Annotated in this window: 12 protein-coding genes; 11 read left to right on the top strand and 1 reads right to left on the bottom strand. The window is 70.5% G+C overall.

Annotation, left to right across the window (positions count from 1 at the left end; translation table 11 throughout):
* Window positions 1-148: 148 nt before the first annotated feature.
* The 8 genes from murC to ABZ463_RS22320 all read left to right on the top strand — a co-directional run bounded on the left by murC (window position 149) and on the right by ABZ463_RS22320 (window position 8,214).
* On the top strand, window positions 149-1,555 hold the full coding sequence (gene murC, locus ABZ463_RS22355) for a UDP-N-acetylmuramate--L-alanine ligase (RefSeq protein WP_352009003.1): 1,407 nt from the start codon (window positions 149-151) through the stop codon (window positions 1,553-1,555).
* A 31-nt stretch (window positions 1,556-1,586) separates the two neighbouring features.
* Window positions 1,587-2,255: an FtsQ-type POTRA domain-containing protein gene (locus tag ABZ463_RS22350; RefSeq protein ID WP_362778560.1), complete on the top strand. Its 669-nt coding sequence runs from the start codon at window positions 1,587-1,589 to the stop codon at window positions 2,253-2,255.
* Between the two features lie 224 nt (window positions 2,256-2,479).
* The gene (gene ftsZ, locus ABZ463_RS22345; protein WP_362778557.1) at window positions 2,480-3,892 is read left to right on the top strand and encodes a cell division protein FtsZ; all 1,413 of its coding nucleotides are present in this window, start codon (window positions 2,480-2,482) and stop codon (window positions 3,890-3,892) included.
* 129 nt (window positions 3,893-4,021) lie between these two features.
* On the top strand, window positions 4,022-4,687 hold the full coding sequence (locus ABZ463_RS22340; protein ID WP_352009459.1) for a YggS family pyridoxal phosphate-dependent enzyme: 666 nt from the start codon (window positions 4,022-4,024) through the stop codon (window positions 4,685-4,687).
* Between the two features lie 120 nt (window positions 4,688-4,807).
* Window positions 4,808-5,311 (top strand): cell division protein SepF, encoded by a 504-nt coding sequence (locus ABZ463_RS22335; RefSeq protein ID WP_352009006.1) that lies wholly within the window; start codon window positions 4,808-4,810, stop codon window positions 5,309-5,311.
* Window positions 5,312-5,396: 85 nt separating this feature from the next.
* On the top strand, window positions 5,397-5,684 hold the full coding sequence (locus ABZ463_RS22330; protein WP_352009007.1) for a YggT family protein: 288 nt from the start codon (window positions 5,397-5,399) through the stop codon (window positions 5,682-5,684).
* Window positions 5,685-5,732: 48 nt separating this feature from the next.
* Entirely contained in the window at window positions 5,733-6,590 is an 858-nt protein-coding gene (locus ABZ463_RS22325) for a DivIVA domain-containing protein (RefSeq protein WP_352009008.1), read from the top strand.
* A gap of 58 nt (window positions 6,591-6,648) precedes the next feature.
* Entirely contained in the window at window positions 6,649-8,214 is a 1,566-nt protein-coding gene (locus ABZ463_RS22320; RefSeq protein WP_362778553.1) for a hypothetical protein, read from the top strand.
* Between the two features lie 117 nt (window positions 8,215-8,331).
* On the opposite strand, the gene ileS is transcribed toward ABZ463_RS22320, so the two are convergent.
* A complete protein-coding gene (ileS, locus tag ABZ463_RS22315; RefSeq protein ID WP_362778551.1) occupies window positions 8,332-11,505 on the bottom strand; it encodes an isoleucine--tRNA ligase in 3,174 nt (1,057 codons plus the stop codon).
* A 473-nt stretch (window positions 11,506-11,978) separates the two neighbouring features.
* Between ileS and ABZ463_RS22310 the strand changes: the two genes are divergently transcribed.
* Genes ABZ463_RS22310 through ABZ463_RS22300 form a run of 3 tightly spaced genes read left to right on the top strand, consistent with a single transcriptional unit; the run spans window position 11,979 to window position 13,922 of the window.
* Window positions 11,979-12,398, top strand: coding sequence for a TraR/DksA C4-type zinc finger protein (locus ABZ463_RS22310; RefSeq protein ID WP_352009011.1), 420 nt, complete (start codon window positions 11,979-11,981; stop codon window positions 12,396-12,398).
* Window positions 12,362-12,997: a signal peptidase II gene (lspA, locus tag ABZ463_RS22305; protein ID WP_362778548.1), complete on the top strand. Its 636-nt coding sequence runs from the start codon at window positions 12,362-12,364 to the stop codon at window positions 12,995-12,997. Before ABZ463_RS22310 ends, lspA begins: the two co-directional genes overlap by 37 nt.
* Window positions 12,990-13,922, top strand: a complete 933-nt coding sequence (locus tag ABZ463_RS22300) for an RluA family pseudouridine synthase (protein ID WP_352009460.1) — start codon at window positions 12,990-12,992, stop codon at window positions 13,920-13,922. Before lspA ends, ABZ463_RS22300 begins: the two co-directional genes overlap by 8 nt.
* Window positions 13,923-13,926 lie beyond the last annotated feature (4 nt).

Genomic DNA, 13,926 nt, shown 5'->3' with positions numbered 1-13,926 from the left:
AGCGAGCCCGGCGGAGTGAGTGGAGTGGTCGGCTGAGGGACGAGGCCGGCCGCGGAGTGAGCGAGCGGGGGGAGCGGTTCATGGCGGGAAGGCGGGTCCTCGAAGGGCGGGAACGCCCGCGCGGCGGACGAGGAGGGGCGGACGAGCGATGAGCCTGGTCAAACTGGTCGACCCGGTCGCGGCCGAGGATCTCGGCCGGGTGCACTTCATCGGGATCGGCGGCGCGGGGATGTCCGGCATCGCCCGCATCCTGCTCAAGCGCGGCGTGCCCGTCTCGGGCAGCGACTCGCGCGGCTCGGAGCTGGTGACCGAGCTGCGCGAGCTGGGCGGCAGGATCCACATCGGTCACGCCGCCTCGCACATCAAGAACGTCGACACCGTCGTGGTCTCGACCGCGATCCGCGACTCCAACCCCGAACTCGGCGAGGCGCTGCGGCAGGGGTTGCGGGTGATCCCCAGGGCCGCCGCGCTGGCCTCCGTCATGGCGGGCCGTACCGGGATCGCCGTCGCGGGGACCCACGGCAAGACCACCACGACCTCGATGCTCACGGTCGCGCTGCAGAAGTGCGGCACCGACCCGTCCTACTGCGTCGGCGGCCAGCTGGTGACCACCGGTCTCGGCGCGGACGAGGGCGCGGGCGGGGTGTTCGTCGCCGAGGCCGACGAGAGCGACGGCTCCTTCCTCATGCTGGCCCCCGACATCGCGGTGGTGACCAACGTCGAGCCGGATCACCTGGACAACTACGGCGACCCCAGGGCGGTGTACGACAGCTTCGCCAGGTTCACCGAGCGGGTAGGACGATCGATGATCGTCTGTGCCGACGACCCCGGCTCGGCGGCCCTCATCCCCATCGCCCGCGCGCGCGGCCTGAAGGTGACCACGTACGGCGTGGCGGAGGAGGCGGACCTCAGGATCACCGATGTCGTCCCCGACGGTCTGGGCGTGTGCTTCACGATCGTCGGCCACGGGGAGGTCAGGCTCTCGGTCCCGGGCCGTCACAACGCGCTCAACGCCGCGGCGGCCGTCGCGGTCGCGGCGGAGCTCGGGGTGTCCTTCGACGAGATCCGGGACGGGCTGGCCGCCTTCACCGGGGCCAAGCGCCGTTTCGAGGCCAAGGGCGAGGCGGGGGGAGTGGCAGTCTTCGACAGCTACGCCCACCACCCGACCGAGCTGGCGGCCGACCTGCGGGCGGCGCGTGACGTCGTGGCGTCCTTCTCCGGTTCGGGGCGGGTGATCGCGGTCTTCCAGCCCCACCTCTACTCGCGCACCAGGTTCTTCGCCGACGAGTTCGGCGTCGCCCTCGGCCTGGCCGACGAGGCGGTCGTCCTGGACGTCTACGGCGCCCGCGAGGATCCGGAACCGGGTGTCTCCGGCGCCATGGTCGCGGAAAGGGTGCCGCTCCCCGGGGAACAGGTGGTCTACGCGCCGCAGCGGGAGAGCGTCCCCGCCCTGGTCGCCGGACGTGCCAGGCCGGGCGACATCGTGCTCACCATGGGCGCCGGTGACGTGACCGAACTCGGCCCCCTGATCGTGGCGGAGCTGGCCGTACGGTGACCCGGGCCGGGGGGCGGGACGGGGTGAGGCGGTGAACGGCGTGTGGCGGCCCGCCTTCCTGGCGCTGCTCACCGCGGGGGTGGTCGGCAGCGCCGCCTGGCTGGTGTTCCTCTCCCCTGTCCTGGGGGTGCGGGACATCCAGGTGGTCGGCAACCTGACCGTCCCCGCCGAGCAGATCCGGCAGGCGACGGGGGTGGCCGACGGCGCGCCGCTGGCCACCGTCGACGTGGCCGAGGTCACGGGCAGGCTCAGGCGGATCAGGCAGATCGAGTCGGCCTCGGTCAGCCGGGACTGGCCGGGCACCCTGAGGGTGAAGGTGGTCGAGCGCGAGCCGGTGGCGGCGATCCCGGTCGGCGGGAAGTTCGCGGTCGTGGACCGGCACGGCGTGGTCACCGAGGTCGCGGCCACCAGGCCGCCGATGCTTCCGCTGCTGCGGGTCGACCGTCCGCAGACGGGCGACCCGGCCACGTTGGCCGCGCTGAGCGTCATAGGCGCGCTGCCGCCGAGTCTGGCCCCGAGGGTGGCGGAGGTTCTCGCGCCCTCGTCGGAGACGGTCTCGCTGCGCCTCAAGGACGGCAGGGAGGTCGTGTGGGGAGGTCCCGACCGTCCGGCCGACAAGGCGGACATCCTCCTCACGCTGCTGAAACGTCCTGCAGACAGCTACGACGTGAGCTCTCCGGACGTCGTGACGGTGAAGTGATCCACGGCAGGACGGGCCTTCCGGGAAAAGGACGGCCCGCGACACGCCGGACACGCCTTGCGGCGCGGTTAGTTGACCCACCTGGAGGCAACTCCTACTGTCCGTATCACTCCTCAGGTTGACATAAATCTAAATCTCAACTTGAGGGTGAGGGTTTTGGAAACGACGGCACGGGCCCCGTGCCGCATGAAATGGCAAGTCAACGAGCGGAAAGGCCCCTCGTCGTGGCAGCACCGCAGAACTACCTCGCGGTCATCAAGGTTGTAGGAATCGGCGGAGGCGGAGTCAACGCCGTCAACCGGATGATCGAGGAGGGACTCAAGGGCGTCGAGTTCATCGCCATCAATACCGACGCCCAGGCGCTGCTGATGAGTGACGCCGACGTCAAGCTCGACGTCGGACGCGAACTCACCCGCGGCCTCGGCGCGGGGGCCAACCCCGAAGTCGGGCGCAAGGCGGCCGAGGACCACCGTGAGGAGATCGAAGAGGTCATCAAGGGCGCCGACATGGTGTTCGTCACCGCCGGAGAGGGCGGTGGCACGGGCACGGGCGGCGCTCCGGTCGTGGCCAACATCGCGCGCTCCCTCGGCGCGCTGACCATCGGTGTGGTGACCCGGCCCTTCAGCTTCGAGGGCAGGCGCCGGGCGATGCAGGCCGAGGCGGGCATCGAGACGCTCCGCGAGGAGGTCGACACCCTCATCGTGATCCCCAACGACCGGTTGCTGTCGATCTCCGACCGGCAGGTGAGCGTGCTCGACGCCTTCAAGGCGGCCGACCAGGTGCTGCTCTCGGGTGTCCAGGGCATCACCGACCTGATCACCACCCCCGGTCTGATCAACCTGGACTTCGCCGACGTGAAGTCGGTCATGTCCGGGGCGGGCTCGGCCCTGATGGGCATCGGGCACGCGCGTGGCGACGACCGGTCGGTCGCGGCGGCGGAGATGGCCGTCTCCAGCCCGCTGCTTGAGGCCAGCATCGACGGCGCGCACGGTGTGCTGCTGTCGATCGCGGGCGGCTCCGACCTCGGTCTCTTCGAGATCAACGAGGCGGCCCAGCTCGTCTCGAACGCGGCGGCGCCCGACGCCAACATCATCTTCGGCACGGTCATCGACGACGCCCTGGGTGACGAGGTACGTGTCACGGTGATCGCGGCCGGGTTCGACGAGCCCGTGGCGGAGGACAAGAAGGAGGCCGCGGCGCAGCCACCGCCGCGTCAGCAGCCCCAGGCACGCCCGGCCCAGGCCTCCCCGCCTCCCTCCGTGGGCGTGCAGATGCGCCCGCCCGCGCCGACGGTGAAGGCCGAGCCCAGGGTGGAGCCGAGGGCCGAGCAGCCCGCCGCCCAGGTCAGGCCGGTGGTCAGCACGCCTCCGCCGCCTCCGCCGCCCGTCGTGGAGACCCCGCCGCACCACACGCCCCAGCCGGTCCAGCACGTTCCCCACACGCCGCCCGCGGCTGAGCAGGCCGAGCCGCCCAGGGCGGAGGAGTCTCTCACCCCGCCGGTGTCGATCCCGCGTCCGGCGCCCGAGCCGCCTCAGCCGACCCCGATCTCCGCCAGGGTCCCCGACCCCGCCAGGCGGCGTCAGGTGGTCTTCGAGGAGCAGGAGGAGGAGCTCGACGTCCCCGACTTCCTGAAGTGACATTGCTCACGGCCAGGCGGGCGACGGGCCACCTGGCCGTGGCGGGAAGAATGGGCTCCGCCGGTTTCCCAGCGTTCGAGCGGCGGAGATGTGACGGAGACAACACGACGTGACGAGATCGCGGCCGGGATGGCCGTGGTCGAGGCGACCATCACCGAGGCCTGCAAGGCCGCGGGCCGTACCCGCGAGGAGTTGACGCTCGTCGCGGTGAGCAAGACCTACCCCGCCTCCGACGTGCGCCTGCTGGCGTCGCTCGGGGTGCGGAACGTGGGGGAGAACCGTGACCAGGAGGCCTCCGCCAAGGCCCGCGAGTGTGCGGACCTTGGGCTGACCTGGCACTTCATCGGTCAGTTGCAGACCAACAAGGTCCGTTCCGTGGTCGGCTACGCGGACGTCGTCCACTCGGTCGACCGCCCACGCCTGGTGACCGCGCTCAGCCACGAGGCGGTCCGGGCGGGCAGGGAGATCACATGTCTGGTGCAGGTGGCCCTGGACGACGACCCGGGGCGAGGCGGGGTCGTTCCCGCCCAGGTCACGACCCTGGCGGACGCCGTCGCAGAGGCCGGGGGGATACGCCTCGGCGGGGTGATGGCCGTGGCACCGCTGGGGCAGGAGCCCGGCAGGGCGTTCGCGAGGCTTCGGGAGATCGCGGAGGCCGTACGGGCGGACCACCCGGAGGCGGTCGTCATCTCCGCGGGGATGAGCGGTGATCTGGCGGAGGCCGTCGCGAACGGCGCGACACACCTGCGTGTCGGTACGGCGTTGCTCGGTCGTAGAAAGCCCTTCGTCAGGTAATGTCCCTCCAAGTGGACCTTGGCGTCCACATGCCCACACAGAGGTCGTTCGGTGGTGAGCTCCAAGGGGGTGCGGCTACCGCCCCAGACAGGTCGAGGTAAGGCGGAGGAAGAAGTAGCGATGGCCGGCGCGATGCGCAAGATGGCGGTCTACCTCGGTCTTGTCGAGGACGACCGTTATGAGAGGTACGACAGCTATCCCGACGACGAGTACGAGGATTTCGAAGACTCGCGCAGGCCCGGCGAGGAGAGGCCTGGCACGGTCCACGACCGTGAGGACGAGACCGACCCGGGGGTTCCCGCCCCGAGGCCCTCGACGGCCGTTCTGGAGCGCCGTACGACCGATCTGGCACGCATCACCACGCTTCATCCCAGGACCTACAACGAGGCCCGTACGATCGGTGAGCATTTCCGCGACGGTACTCCGGTCATCATGAATTTGACCGAGATGGTTGACAGTGACGCGAAGCGCCTTGTGGATTTCGCGGCAGGTCTTGTCTTTGGCCTACACGGCAGCATTGAACGTGTTACCAACAAGGTGTTCCTGCTGTCCCCTGCCAATGTCGAGGTGACCGCTGAGGACAAGGCTCGAATAGCGGAACGCGGGTTCTTCAACCAGAGCTAGAGTTCCACCATGAACAGTTACCGGCCGGACGGGTCCGTACGAGACCGGGGGCGGCGGAGCAGCGGAATGGAGGTGGGTACGGGCCGTGGGGATCATTAGCGAGATCGTGGTCGCCGTCCTGTCCCTCTACCTGGTTCTGCTGATCGGCAGGATCGTGCTTGAGATGGTGCAGTCGTTCGCCCGCCAGTGGCGTCCCACCGGGGTCGTCCTGGTCCTGGCGGAAGTCGTGTACACACTGACTGACCCACCCCTCAAGTTCCTCCGACGTTTCATTCCACCACTCCGGTTGGGTACGGTGGCCTTTGACCTAAGCTTCACCATGCTGTTCATTGGGGTCTTGGGCTTGATCCAACTCGTGTCCGCGCTTCGTTGATCGGGTACCGTCCTCCGGACAGACTCCAAGCGCGCCAAGGAGACCGAAATGCCGCTGACGCCCGCTGATGTGCGGAACAAGCAATTCAGTACCACCCGGCTGAGGCCGGGCTACGACGAGGAGGAGGTTGACGCCTTCCTCGACGAGGTCGAGTCCGAGCTCGACCGCCTCATCCAGGAGAACGAGGAGCTCCGCGCCAAACTGGCGGAGTGCCTCAGGGGCAAGGTGCCCGGCGGGATGGGCATGGCCATGGCGCCCGCCCCGGTGGCCGAGCCCAAGCCCGAGATGATGATGCAGCAGCCCGAGCCGATCAGGCCCCCCGAGCCGGCGCCGCACCAGCAGCCCGTCCCCGTCGCGATGGGCATGCCCCCCGCCGAGGACAACATGGACACCGCCGCGCGCGTCCTCGCCCTCGCCCAGCAGACCGCCGACCAGGCGATCGCCGACGCCCGCCGGGAGGCGGACGAGACGGTGACCAGGGCCCGCCGCGAGGCCGACGACATCCTCGGGAAGGCGCGCCGCCAGGCCGAGCAGGTCATCGGCGACGCCCGCGCCCGCGCCGAGACGCTTGAGCGTGACGCCCAGGAGCGCCACAGGCAGGCCATGGGGTCGCTGGTGCAGACCCGTGACGAGCTTGAGCGCAAGGTCGAGGAGCTGCGCAGCTTCGAGCGGGAGTACCGCAGCCGTCTGAAGCTGTACCTGGAGAACCAGCTCGCCGAGCTGACCGTCGCCGCTGAGGGCAGTGGTGGGTTCCCGATCGTGGGCGGCCCGCCCGCGATGTCCCACGCCGGCGCCCCCGGTGTCCAGCCGTCCATTCCGGCCGCCGCCAGCCCGTTCGGCGGAGAGCCCGCGCAGCACTCGGGCGCCTTCCAGGGAGTCGACGGCCCGCACAACGACCGCCGCTGACGACCGCCGCCGCTAGGGTTTCGGGTCATCCGTCTGACCCGTATCCAGGAGTTCCTCTGTGATCCTTATCAGCGCTGGGCTGGTGCTCACGGCCATAGTCCTGCTCATCGCGGGGTTCGTGATGTCCCAGCCGTTCCTGGTCATGTGGTCGATCGCGGTCAGTGTGCTGTCCGCGGTCTTCCTGGTGATCGGTGCGTTGCTACGCCGCCACGAGTTGTTCCCCGCTGGCGGACGCGGCGGGGCAGCTCCGCCGCCCCCGCCGAGGGGATCGGTCCCTCCGGGGCCGCCCGTGCCGAACCAGCCCGTCATGCGGACACCGCCGCCTACGGTGCCGCACGGTGTCAGGCAGACGGTTCCCGTCGCCCCCCAGCAGGGGCCGGGCCGTACGGCGGCCGCGAGGCGGGGTCACCTCGGTGACGACGCGATCGTCCTGGTGATCCCGGGCCGTAAGCGGTACCACGTCGCCGGGTGCCGCCAGCTGGCCGGACGGGATCATGAGGAACTCACTCACGAGGAGGCGCGGGAGGAGGGCTTCACGCCCTGCACCACGTGCCTGCCCGAGTTCACCGGAGGACTCCAGCAGGGAGCCCCGCCGGAGATTCGGGAACCCGTGTCCCCTTCCCCCCGGGGGCCGGGCTCCTCCGACCGGGCGGACGCCGCAGAGGCGGGCGTCCGTGACCCGGCCGGACTCGCCTCCCACGCCGCGGTCCCGCCGGACGTCCGCGACACCCCGGTGACCCGCCCCTACGTCCAGAGTCCCTCGGCTCCAGCCGAGCAGACCCGCAGGACGGAGCCGGAGCCGGGCCCCGCGCAGCCGCCCTCGGCAGGACAGCCGGACCGGCCACAGACCGAGGAACGGGTGGTACCGCCTCGCACCGCGGAAGCACCCGCCCACCCCCAGCCTTCGCAGGCCCCCGCCCCCGGTCCCGAGAAGACAGAGGACTCAGGGGAGGCGGAGGACCCCAACGCCACCAGTTGGTTCAGCCGTGACATCGTCCGGCACCTGGTGCCCGACGACGCCTCGGCTGAGTCCAAGGAGCCCGCGACCGGCCAGGAGAAGAAGGGCGTCCCCGCCGAGGCAGGCGACCGGGAAGCGGCCGAGGCTCAGAAGGAGCCCGCGGAGCCCGCCCGGAAGACGACGTCCCCGGCCAAGGCGGCCGAGCCCTCCCAGACCGAGTCCGCTCCTGTGAAGCCCGCCTCCACGGAACCGGCCGTCACGAAGCCCGCCGACGCCGGACAGGCCCCCGCGGAGGGAACCAAGCCGGTGGAGCCGGCCGAGACCGGACCCGGGCGCGCCGGGCGGCCGGTGCCGGTCGGCTCCACCTCGGCGGCCCCCGAGCAGGTCGCCGTACCCGAGAGTCCCGCGAAGCCGGAGGCCCAGGCGCCGGACGCGAAGGAGACCGGAGAAGGCGGTGCCGCGCCGGAGAAGAAGCCGGACGCGGGCGAGCCCGAGATGGTCAAGATCATCGTCGGCACCCGCCGCTTCCACAGCCCCACCTGCCCCCTGATCAGGGGCCTGGACGCCATAAAGGGCGTCGAGGGCAGCGGCCTTGAGACTATCTCCCTTGCCGACGCCGAGGCGGCGGGCATGCGCAGCTGCTCCGTCTGCCGGCCGATCACCTGAAGAACCTGAGGGTCCCCGGAAGGCCCCGGAAGCCCCGGAAGGCATGGTCTCCCGTGAGACGGACAAGGGGGCGGGTGGCGTATGACGCCACCCGCCCCCTTGGTTTCCCGAGCCGGATCAGACGCTACGGCGGAGCTTGAAGGTCAACCCCAGGTCGGCGTCGTGGTGGACGGGGAGGTCCTCGGCTGTGCCCTCGGTGCCCTCGGTGAGGGAGTCGGCGAGGATCTCACCGGCGACCGTCGCGCCCTGGGCCCGCAAGGCCTCGGCCAGTTCGGCGTCGGCGGCCGACCACCACACCTCGATCCGGTCGGTGATGGCCAGACCGGTGGACTTGCGGGCGTCCTGGAACAGACGGATGGCGTCGCGGGTCAGGCCCGCCCGGCGCAGTTCGTCGGTGATGGCCAGGTCGAGCGCGACGGTCTCGCCGGTGCCGGTGCCGATCGCCCCGGTCTCCACCGCCCAGCCGGCCTTCGGCTGCTCGGTGACGATCACGTCCTCGGTCGTCAGCTCGACCGTGCCCAGCTCACCGGCCTCGACCGTGACGGCCGATCCGGAGCGCAGCGCGCGGGCCAGCCCGGCCGCGTCGGCCGCGCCGACGGCCGAGGCGACCAGCTTGGTCTGCGAGCCGAACCGCTTGCCCAGGGCCCGGAAGTTGGGCTTGACGGTGAAGGAGACCAGATCGGCTCCGACGGCGCCGAGGTCCTCAAGCCGCTGCACGTTCAGCTCGTCGGCGATCAGGTCGCGCAGCTCCTGGGAGAGCGCGCCCCAGCCACGGGCCCCGACCAGCGCGCGGCCGAGGGGCTGGCGGGTCTTCACCCCGCTGGAGGCACGGGCCGAACGGCCCAGCTCGACCAGGCGGCGCACCAGAGCCATCTGCTCCGACAGCTCCCCGTCGAGCAGCTCCTCCTTCACCGTGGGCCAGGTGGCCAGGTGGACGGAGGAGGGGGCCCCGGTGTCGCGGAGCACGTCCCAGACGTAGTCGGTGACGAACGGCGTCACCGGTGCCATCAGGCGGGTGACGGTCTCCAGGCACTCGTACAGCGTGGCGAACGCCGAGGTGTCGCCGGACCAGAAACGGCGGCGCGAGCGGCGTACGTACCAGTTGGACAGGTCGTCGAGGAAGTCGGCCAGCCGCCGCCCGACCCTGGCGGTGTCGAACTCCTCCATCGACGCGGTGACCTCGGCCACCGTGCGGTGCAACTCGGCCAGCGCCCAGCGGTCGATCAGCGGGCGCTCGCCGTACGGCAGGGCCTCGGGGAGCTGGGACGGCGACCAGGACTCGGCGTTGGCGTAGAGGGTGAAGAAGGAGGCGGTGTTCCAGTAGGTCAGCAGGACCTTGCGGACGATCTCCTCAAGGGCGCCGTGCCCGACCCTCCGGGCGGCCCAGGGGGAGCCGGAGCAGGCCATGTACCAGCGCAGCGCGTCGGCGCCGTGCTTGTCCATCAGCGGGATGGGCTGCAGCACGTTGCCCAGGTGCTTGCTCATCTTGCGCCCGTCCTCGGCGAGGATGAGGCCCAGGCAGAGCACGTTCTCGTAGGACGACCTGCCGAAGACCAGCGTGCCGACCGCCATGAGCGAGTAGAACCAGCCACGCGTCTGGTCGGTCGCCTCGCAGATGAACTGCGCGGGGTAGGCCTGGGTGAGCATCTCCTCGTTGCGGTACGGCGCGCCCCACTGGGCGAAGGGCATGGAGCCCGAGTCGTACCAGGCGTCGATCACGTCCGGTACCCGGCGTGCCTCGGCCCCGCAGGTGGGGCAGGGCAGCGTCACGTCGTCCACGTAGGGGCGGTGCGGGTCGAGGGCGGAGACGTCCTGGCCCGCCAGTCTGCCGAGCTCCTCCATCGAGCCGACGCAGGTGATGTGGGAGTCGTCGGCCGAGCAGACCCACAGCGGCAGCGGCGTGCCCCAGTAACGTGACCGGGACAGCGCCCAGTCCACGTTGTTGCGCAGCCACTCGCCGAAGCGGCCCCACTTGATCGTCTCGGGGTACCAGTTGGTCTTCTCGTTCTCGGCGAGCATCTGGTCCTTGACCGCGGTGGTGCGGATGTACCACGCGGGCAGCGCGTAGTACAGCAGCGCGGTGTGGCAGCGCCAGCAGTGTGGGTAGCTGTGCTCGAAGTGATCGCCCCGGTACAGCAGGCCGCGTTCCCGCAGGTCGGCGGTCAGGCCTTCGTCGGCGTCCTTGAAGAACTGGCCGCCGACCTGGGGTACGTCGTCCAGGAAACGCCCGTCGGGACCGATCGGGTTGACCACGGGCAGGCCGTACCGGTTGCAGGTGGTCATGTCGTCGGCGCCGAAGGCGGGCGCCTGGTGGACCAGGCCCGTGCCGTCCTCGGTGGTGACGTAGGTGCCGAGCACCACGTAGTGCGCGCCGGGGATGTCGACCAGGTCGAAGGGGCGTGAGTAGGTGGTGTGCTCAAGGTCGCCGCCCAGGAAGGAGGCCAGCACCTCGGTGCCCTCGCCCAAAGCCGCGGTCAGCAGCGGTTCGGCGACGACCAGCACCTCGTCGGAGCCCGCGGGGCGCGCCGCGACGTAGGTCACCTCGGGGTGCACGGCCACGGCGGTGTTGGACACCAGCGTCCACGGGGTGGTGGTCCAGATCAGCAGCGAGGCGCCGAGCTCGGCCAGCGGGCCGGAGGTCGCGGGCATGCGGACGTAGACCGACGGGCTGGTCACGGTCTCGTAGCCGCCGGGCTGGCCGAGTTCGTGGTCGGACAGGCCGGTGCCGCAGCGCGGGCAGTACGGCGTGATCCGGAAGGCGCGGCTGAGGAGGCCCTTGTCGAAGATGACCTTGAGCGACCACCAGACGGACTCCACGTAGGAGGGGTCCATCGTGCGGTAGGCCTGGGAGAGGTCGATCCAGTAGCCCATGCGCTCGGTCAGCTCTTCGAAGGCGTCCACGTGCCGCAGCACCGACTCGCGGCACTTGGCGTTGAACTCGGCGATGCCGTACGCCTCGATGTCCTTCTTGCCGGACAGGCCGAGTTCCTTCTCGATGCCGACCTCGACCGGCAGGCCGTGACAGTCCCAGCCGGCCTTGCGGGGCACGTTGTAGCCGAGCATGGAGCGGTAGCGGGGGAAGAGGTCCTTGAAGACGCGGGCCTCGACGTGGTGCACGCCGGGCATGCCGTTGGCGGTCGGCGGGCCCTCGTAGAAGACCCAGTTGGGGCCGTCGGCGTTCTGCTCGACCGAGCGCTCGAAGACCTTGCCGTCCCGCCAGCGGCCGAGCACCTCGTGTTCGAGCGCGGGCAGATCGACCTGCGCGGGAAGAGAGCGGAAATAGGCGGACATGACCGGGCTGGACCTCCACGCTGGTGCTGGCAGTGGCGTGGAGGGACGAGACCGTACGGCCCCGCGGTACCACCCTCCTTGACCTTCGCGAGAAGGCCCTCTTCCTTTGAGTCTGCTGCCGGTTCTACTGGGCGGCGCCGTTCGCGCGGCCGTTCCTCCGGCGGCTCAGGGGTGATCTTCCCTCCGGGCATCGCCCCGGGCTCGCACCGTCCCCGGGTCGCTCGTGCGAGGGGCTCGGAGGTACTCGTCCCCATCAACGCCTTGCAGGCTCACACCCTAACGTACGTCCCCGCGCGAAACTTCCCGATTTTCTCCTGCGATGTCAAGGCGCGGGCGGAATCCGGTGAGGGGGACCGGATGTTACGGGAGTGGTAAACATCCCGGCGGGTCGTTTGCCGTTCCGTTATGGGGGACCTAAGCTGCCCGCACCGTTTACCACACCGGATACGGTCCGATCGAGCAAGGAGGCCGCCATGGCCGCGACCGTACGCGCGGACGAGAGCGCGGTAGCCCCGTCGGGGAACGGCGGCACCGTCACCTGGACGGCCGAGGAACTCGCCGAGGTCCGCACGAGGCTGAGCGTGGAGATCGACGAGCTGAACGAGGAGATCCTCAAGGCCGAGAGCGAGATCGCCTCGGGTGACGTCACGGACGGAGCCGGAGACGATCAGGCGGACGCGGGCGCCCGGACGTATGAGCGGGAACGTGAGATCGCCCTTACCCTGAATTCGCGCGACCTGGTCGCGCAGAACGAACGGGCGATCGCCCGGATCGACGCAGGGACCTACGGAGTGTGCGAATCGTGCCACAAGCCGATCGGCAAGGAGCGCCTTCAGGCGTTCCCGAGGGCGACGCTGTGCGTGGCCTGCAAGCAGCGGGAGGAGCGGCGCTGACGGGAGAGGCCGCCGGCTCGCGGACGCCTCCGCCCAGGAGGCGGCGTGTCGCGCTGCTGGCGGCTCTCGCGGTGGTCGTCTACGGCCTTGACCTGGCGACGAAGACGGCCGTGCTGCGGACCCTGGAGGGCAAGGACCCGCTCGTGCTGATCCCCGGGCTGCTGCAGTTCCGGGTGATCTTCAACGCGGGGGCCGCGTTCAGCATCGGCACCGGCATGACCATCGTCTTCACGATCATCGCGGCCGGCGTCGTGGTGGCCATCCTGCGTACCGCGCGCAAGCTGCGCAGCCTGCCGTGGGCCGTCACACTCGGCCTGATGCTCGGCGGGGCGCTGGGCAATCTGACCGACCGGCTCTTCCGTGCTCCCGGCGGGCTGCAGGGGCACGTCGTCGACTTCGTCGAGGTCTTCCCCAGCCATTTCCCGGTGTTCAACGTCGCGGACTCGGCGATCGTCTGCGGCGGGATCCTGGCGGTCTTCCTCGCCTGGCGCGGCTACCAGCTCGACGGCACGCGCGACGGCGGGCAGGAGACGGCGCCGGAGACCCACAAGGCCGAGGAAGGTTCCCAGGACAGGGCGGAGAGCAGGAATGATGGCTGAACAGCGGAGTCTTCCCGTCCCCGACGGGCTTGAGGGCGAACGCCTCGACGCGGCCCTGTCCCGGCTGTTCGGGCTGTCGCGCACCCGTGCGGCGGAGCTGATCGTCGACGGGGACGTGCTGGTCGACGGCTCGCCCGCGGCCAAGTCCGACCGGGTCCACGCCGGCGCGTGGCTGGACGTCACACTCCCGCCCCCGCCGAGCGCGCCCACCCCGGTCGCCGAGCCGGTCCCCGGAATGACGATCGTCTACGAGGACGACGACATCGTCGTGGTCAACAAGCCGATCGGGGTGGCCGCCCACCCGACCACGGGCTGGACCGGGCCGACCGTGATCGGCGGCCTGCTCGGCACCGGGCACCGGGTCGCGACCAGCGGCGCCGCCGAACGTCAGGGCATCGTGCACCGCCTGGACGCCAACACCACCGGCGCGATGGTCGTGGCCAAGAGCGAGCACGCCTACTCACGGCTGAAGCGGGCCTTCAAGGAGCGCACCGTGGACAAGCGCTACCACACGCTGGTTCAGGGGCACCCCGACCCGCTGCGCGGCACCGTCGACGCGCCGATCGACCGCCACCCGGCGGGGGACGGCCGTTTCGCGGTCGTGGCGGGCGGCAAGGACTCGGTCACCCACTACGACACGATCGAGGCCTTCCGGGCCGCCTCGCTGCTCGACATCAAGCTGGAGACCGGGCGGACCCACCAGATCAGGGTCCACATGTCGGCGCTGCGCCATCCGTGCGTCGGCGACATGATGTACGGCGCCGACCCCACGCTGGCCGCGCGGCTCGGTGTCTCCCGCCAGTGGCTGCACGCCGTCTCCCTGGCATTCGAACACCCCGTCACGGGCGAGTGGATGACCTTCACCACCGACTATCCCGACGATCTCGCGCACGCGTTGAAGGTCGTCGGCGAAGAGTCCCGGTAGCCAG

It is taken from the genome of Streptosporangium sp. NPDC020145 (assembly GCF_040631275.1).
Classification (GTDB): domain Bacteria; phylum Actinomycetota; class Actinomycetes; order Streptosporangiales; family Streptosporangiaceae; genus Streptosporangium.
Note: the sequence above shows the minus strand (reverse complement) of the source record. Positions and strands in the feature narration are given on the sequence as shown.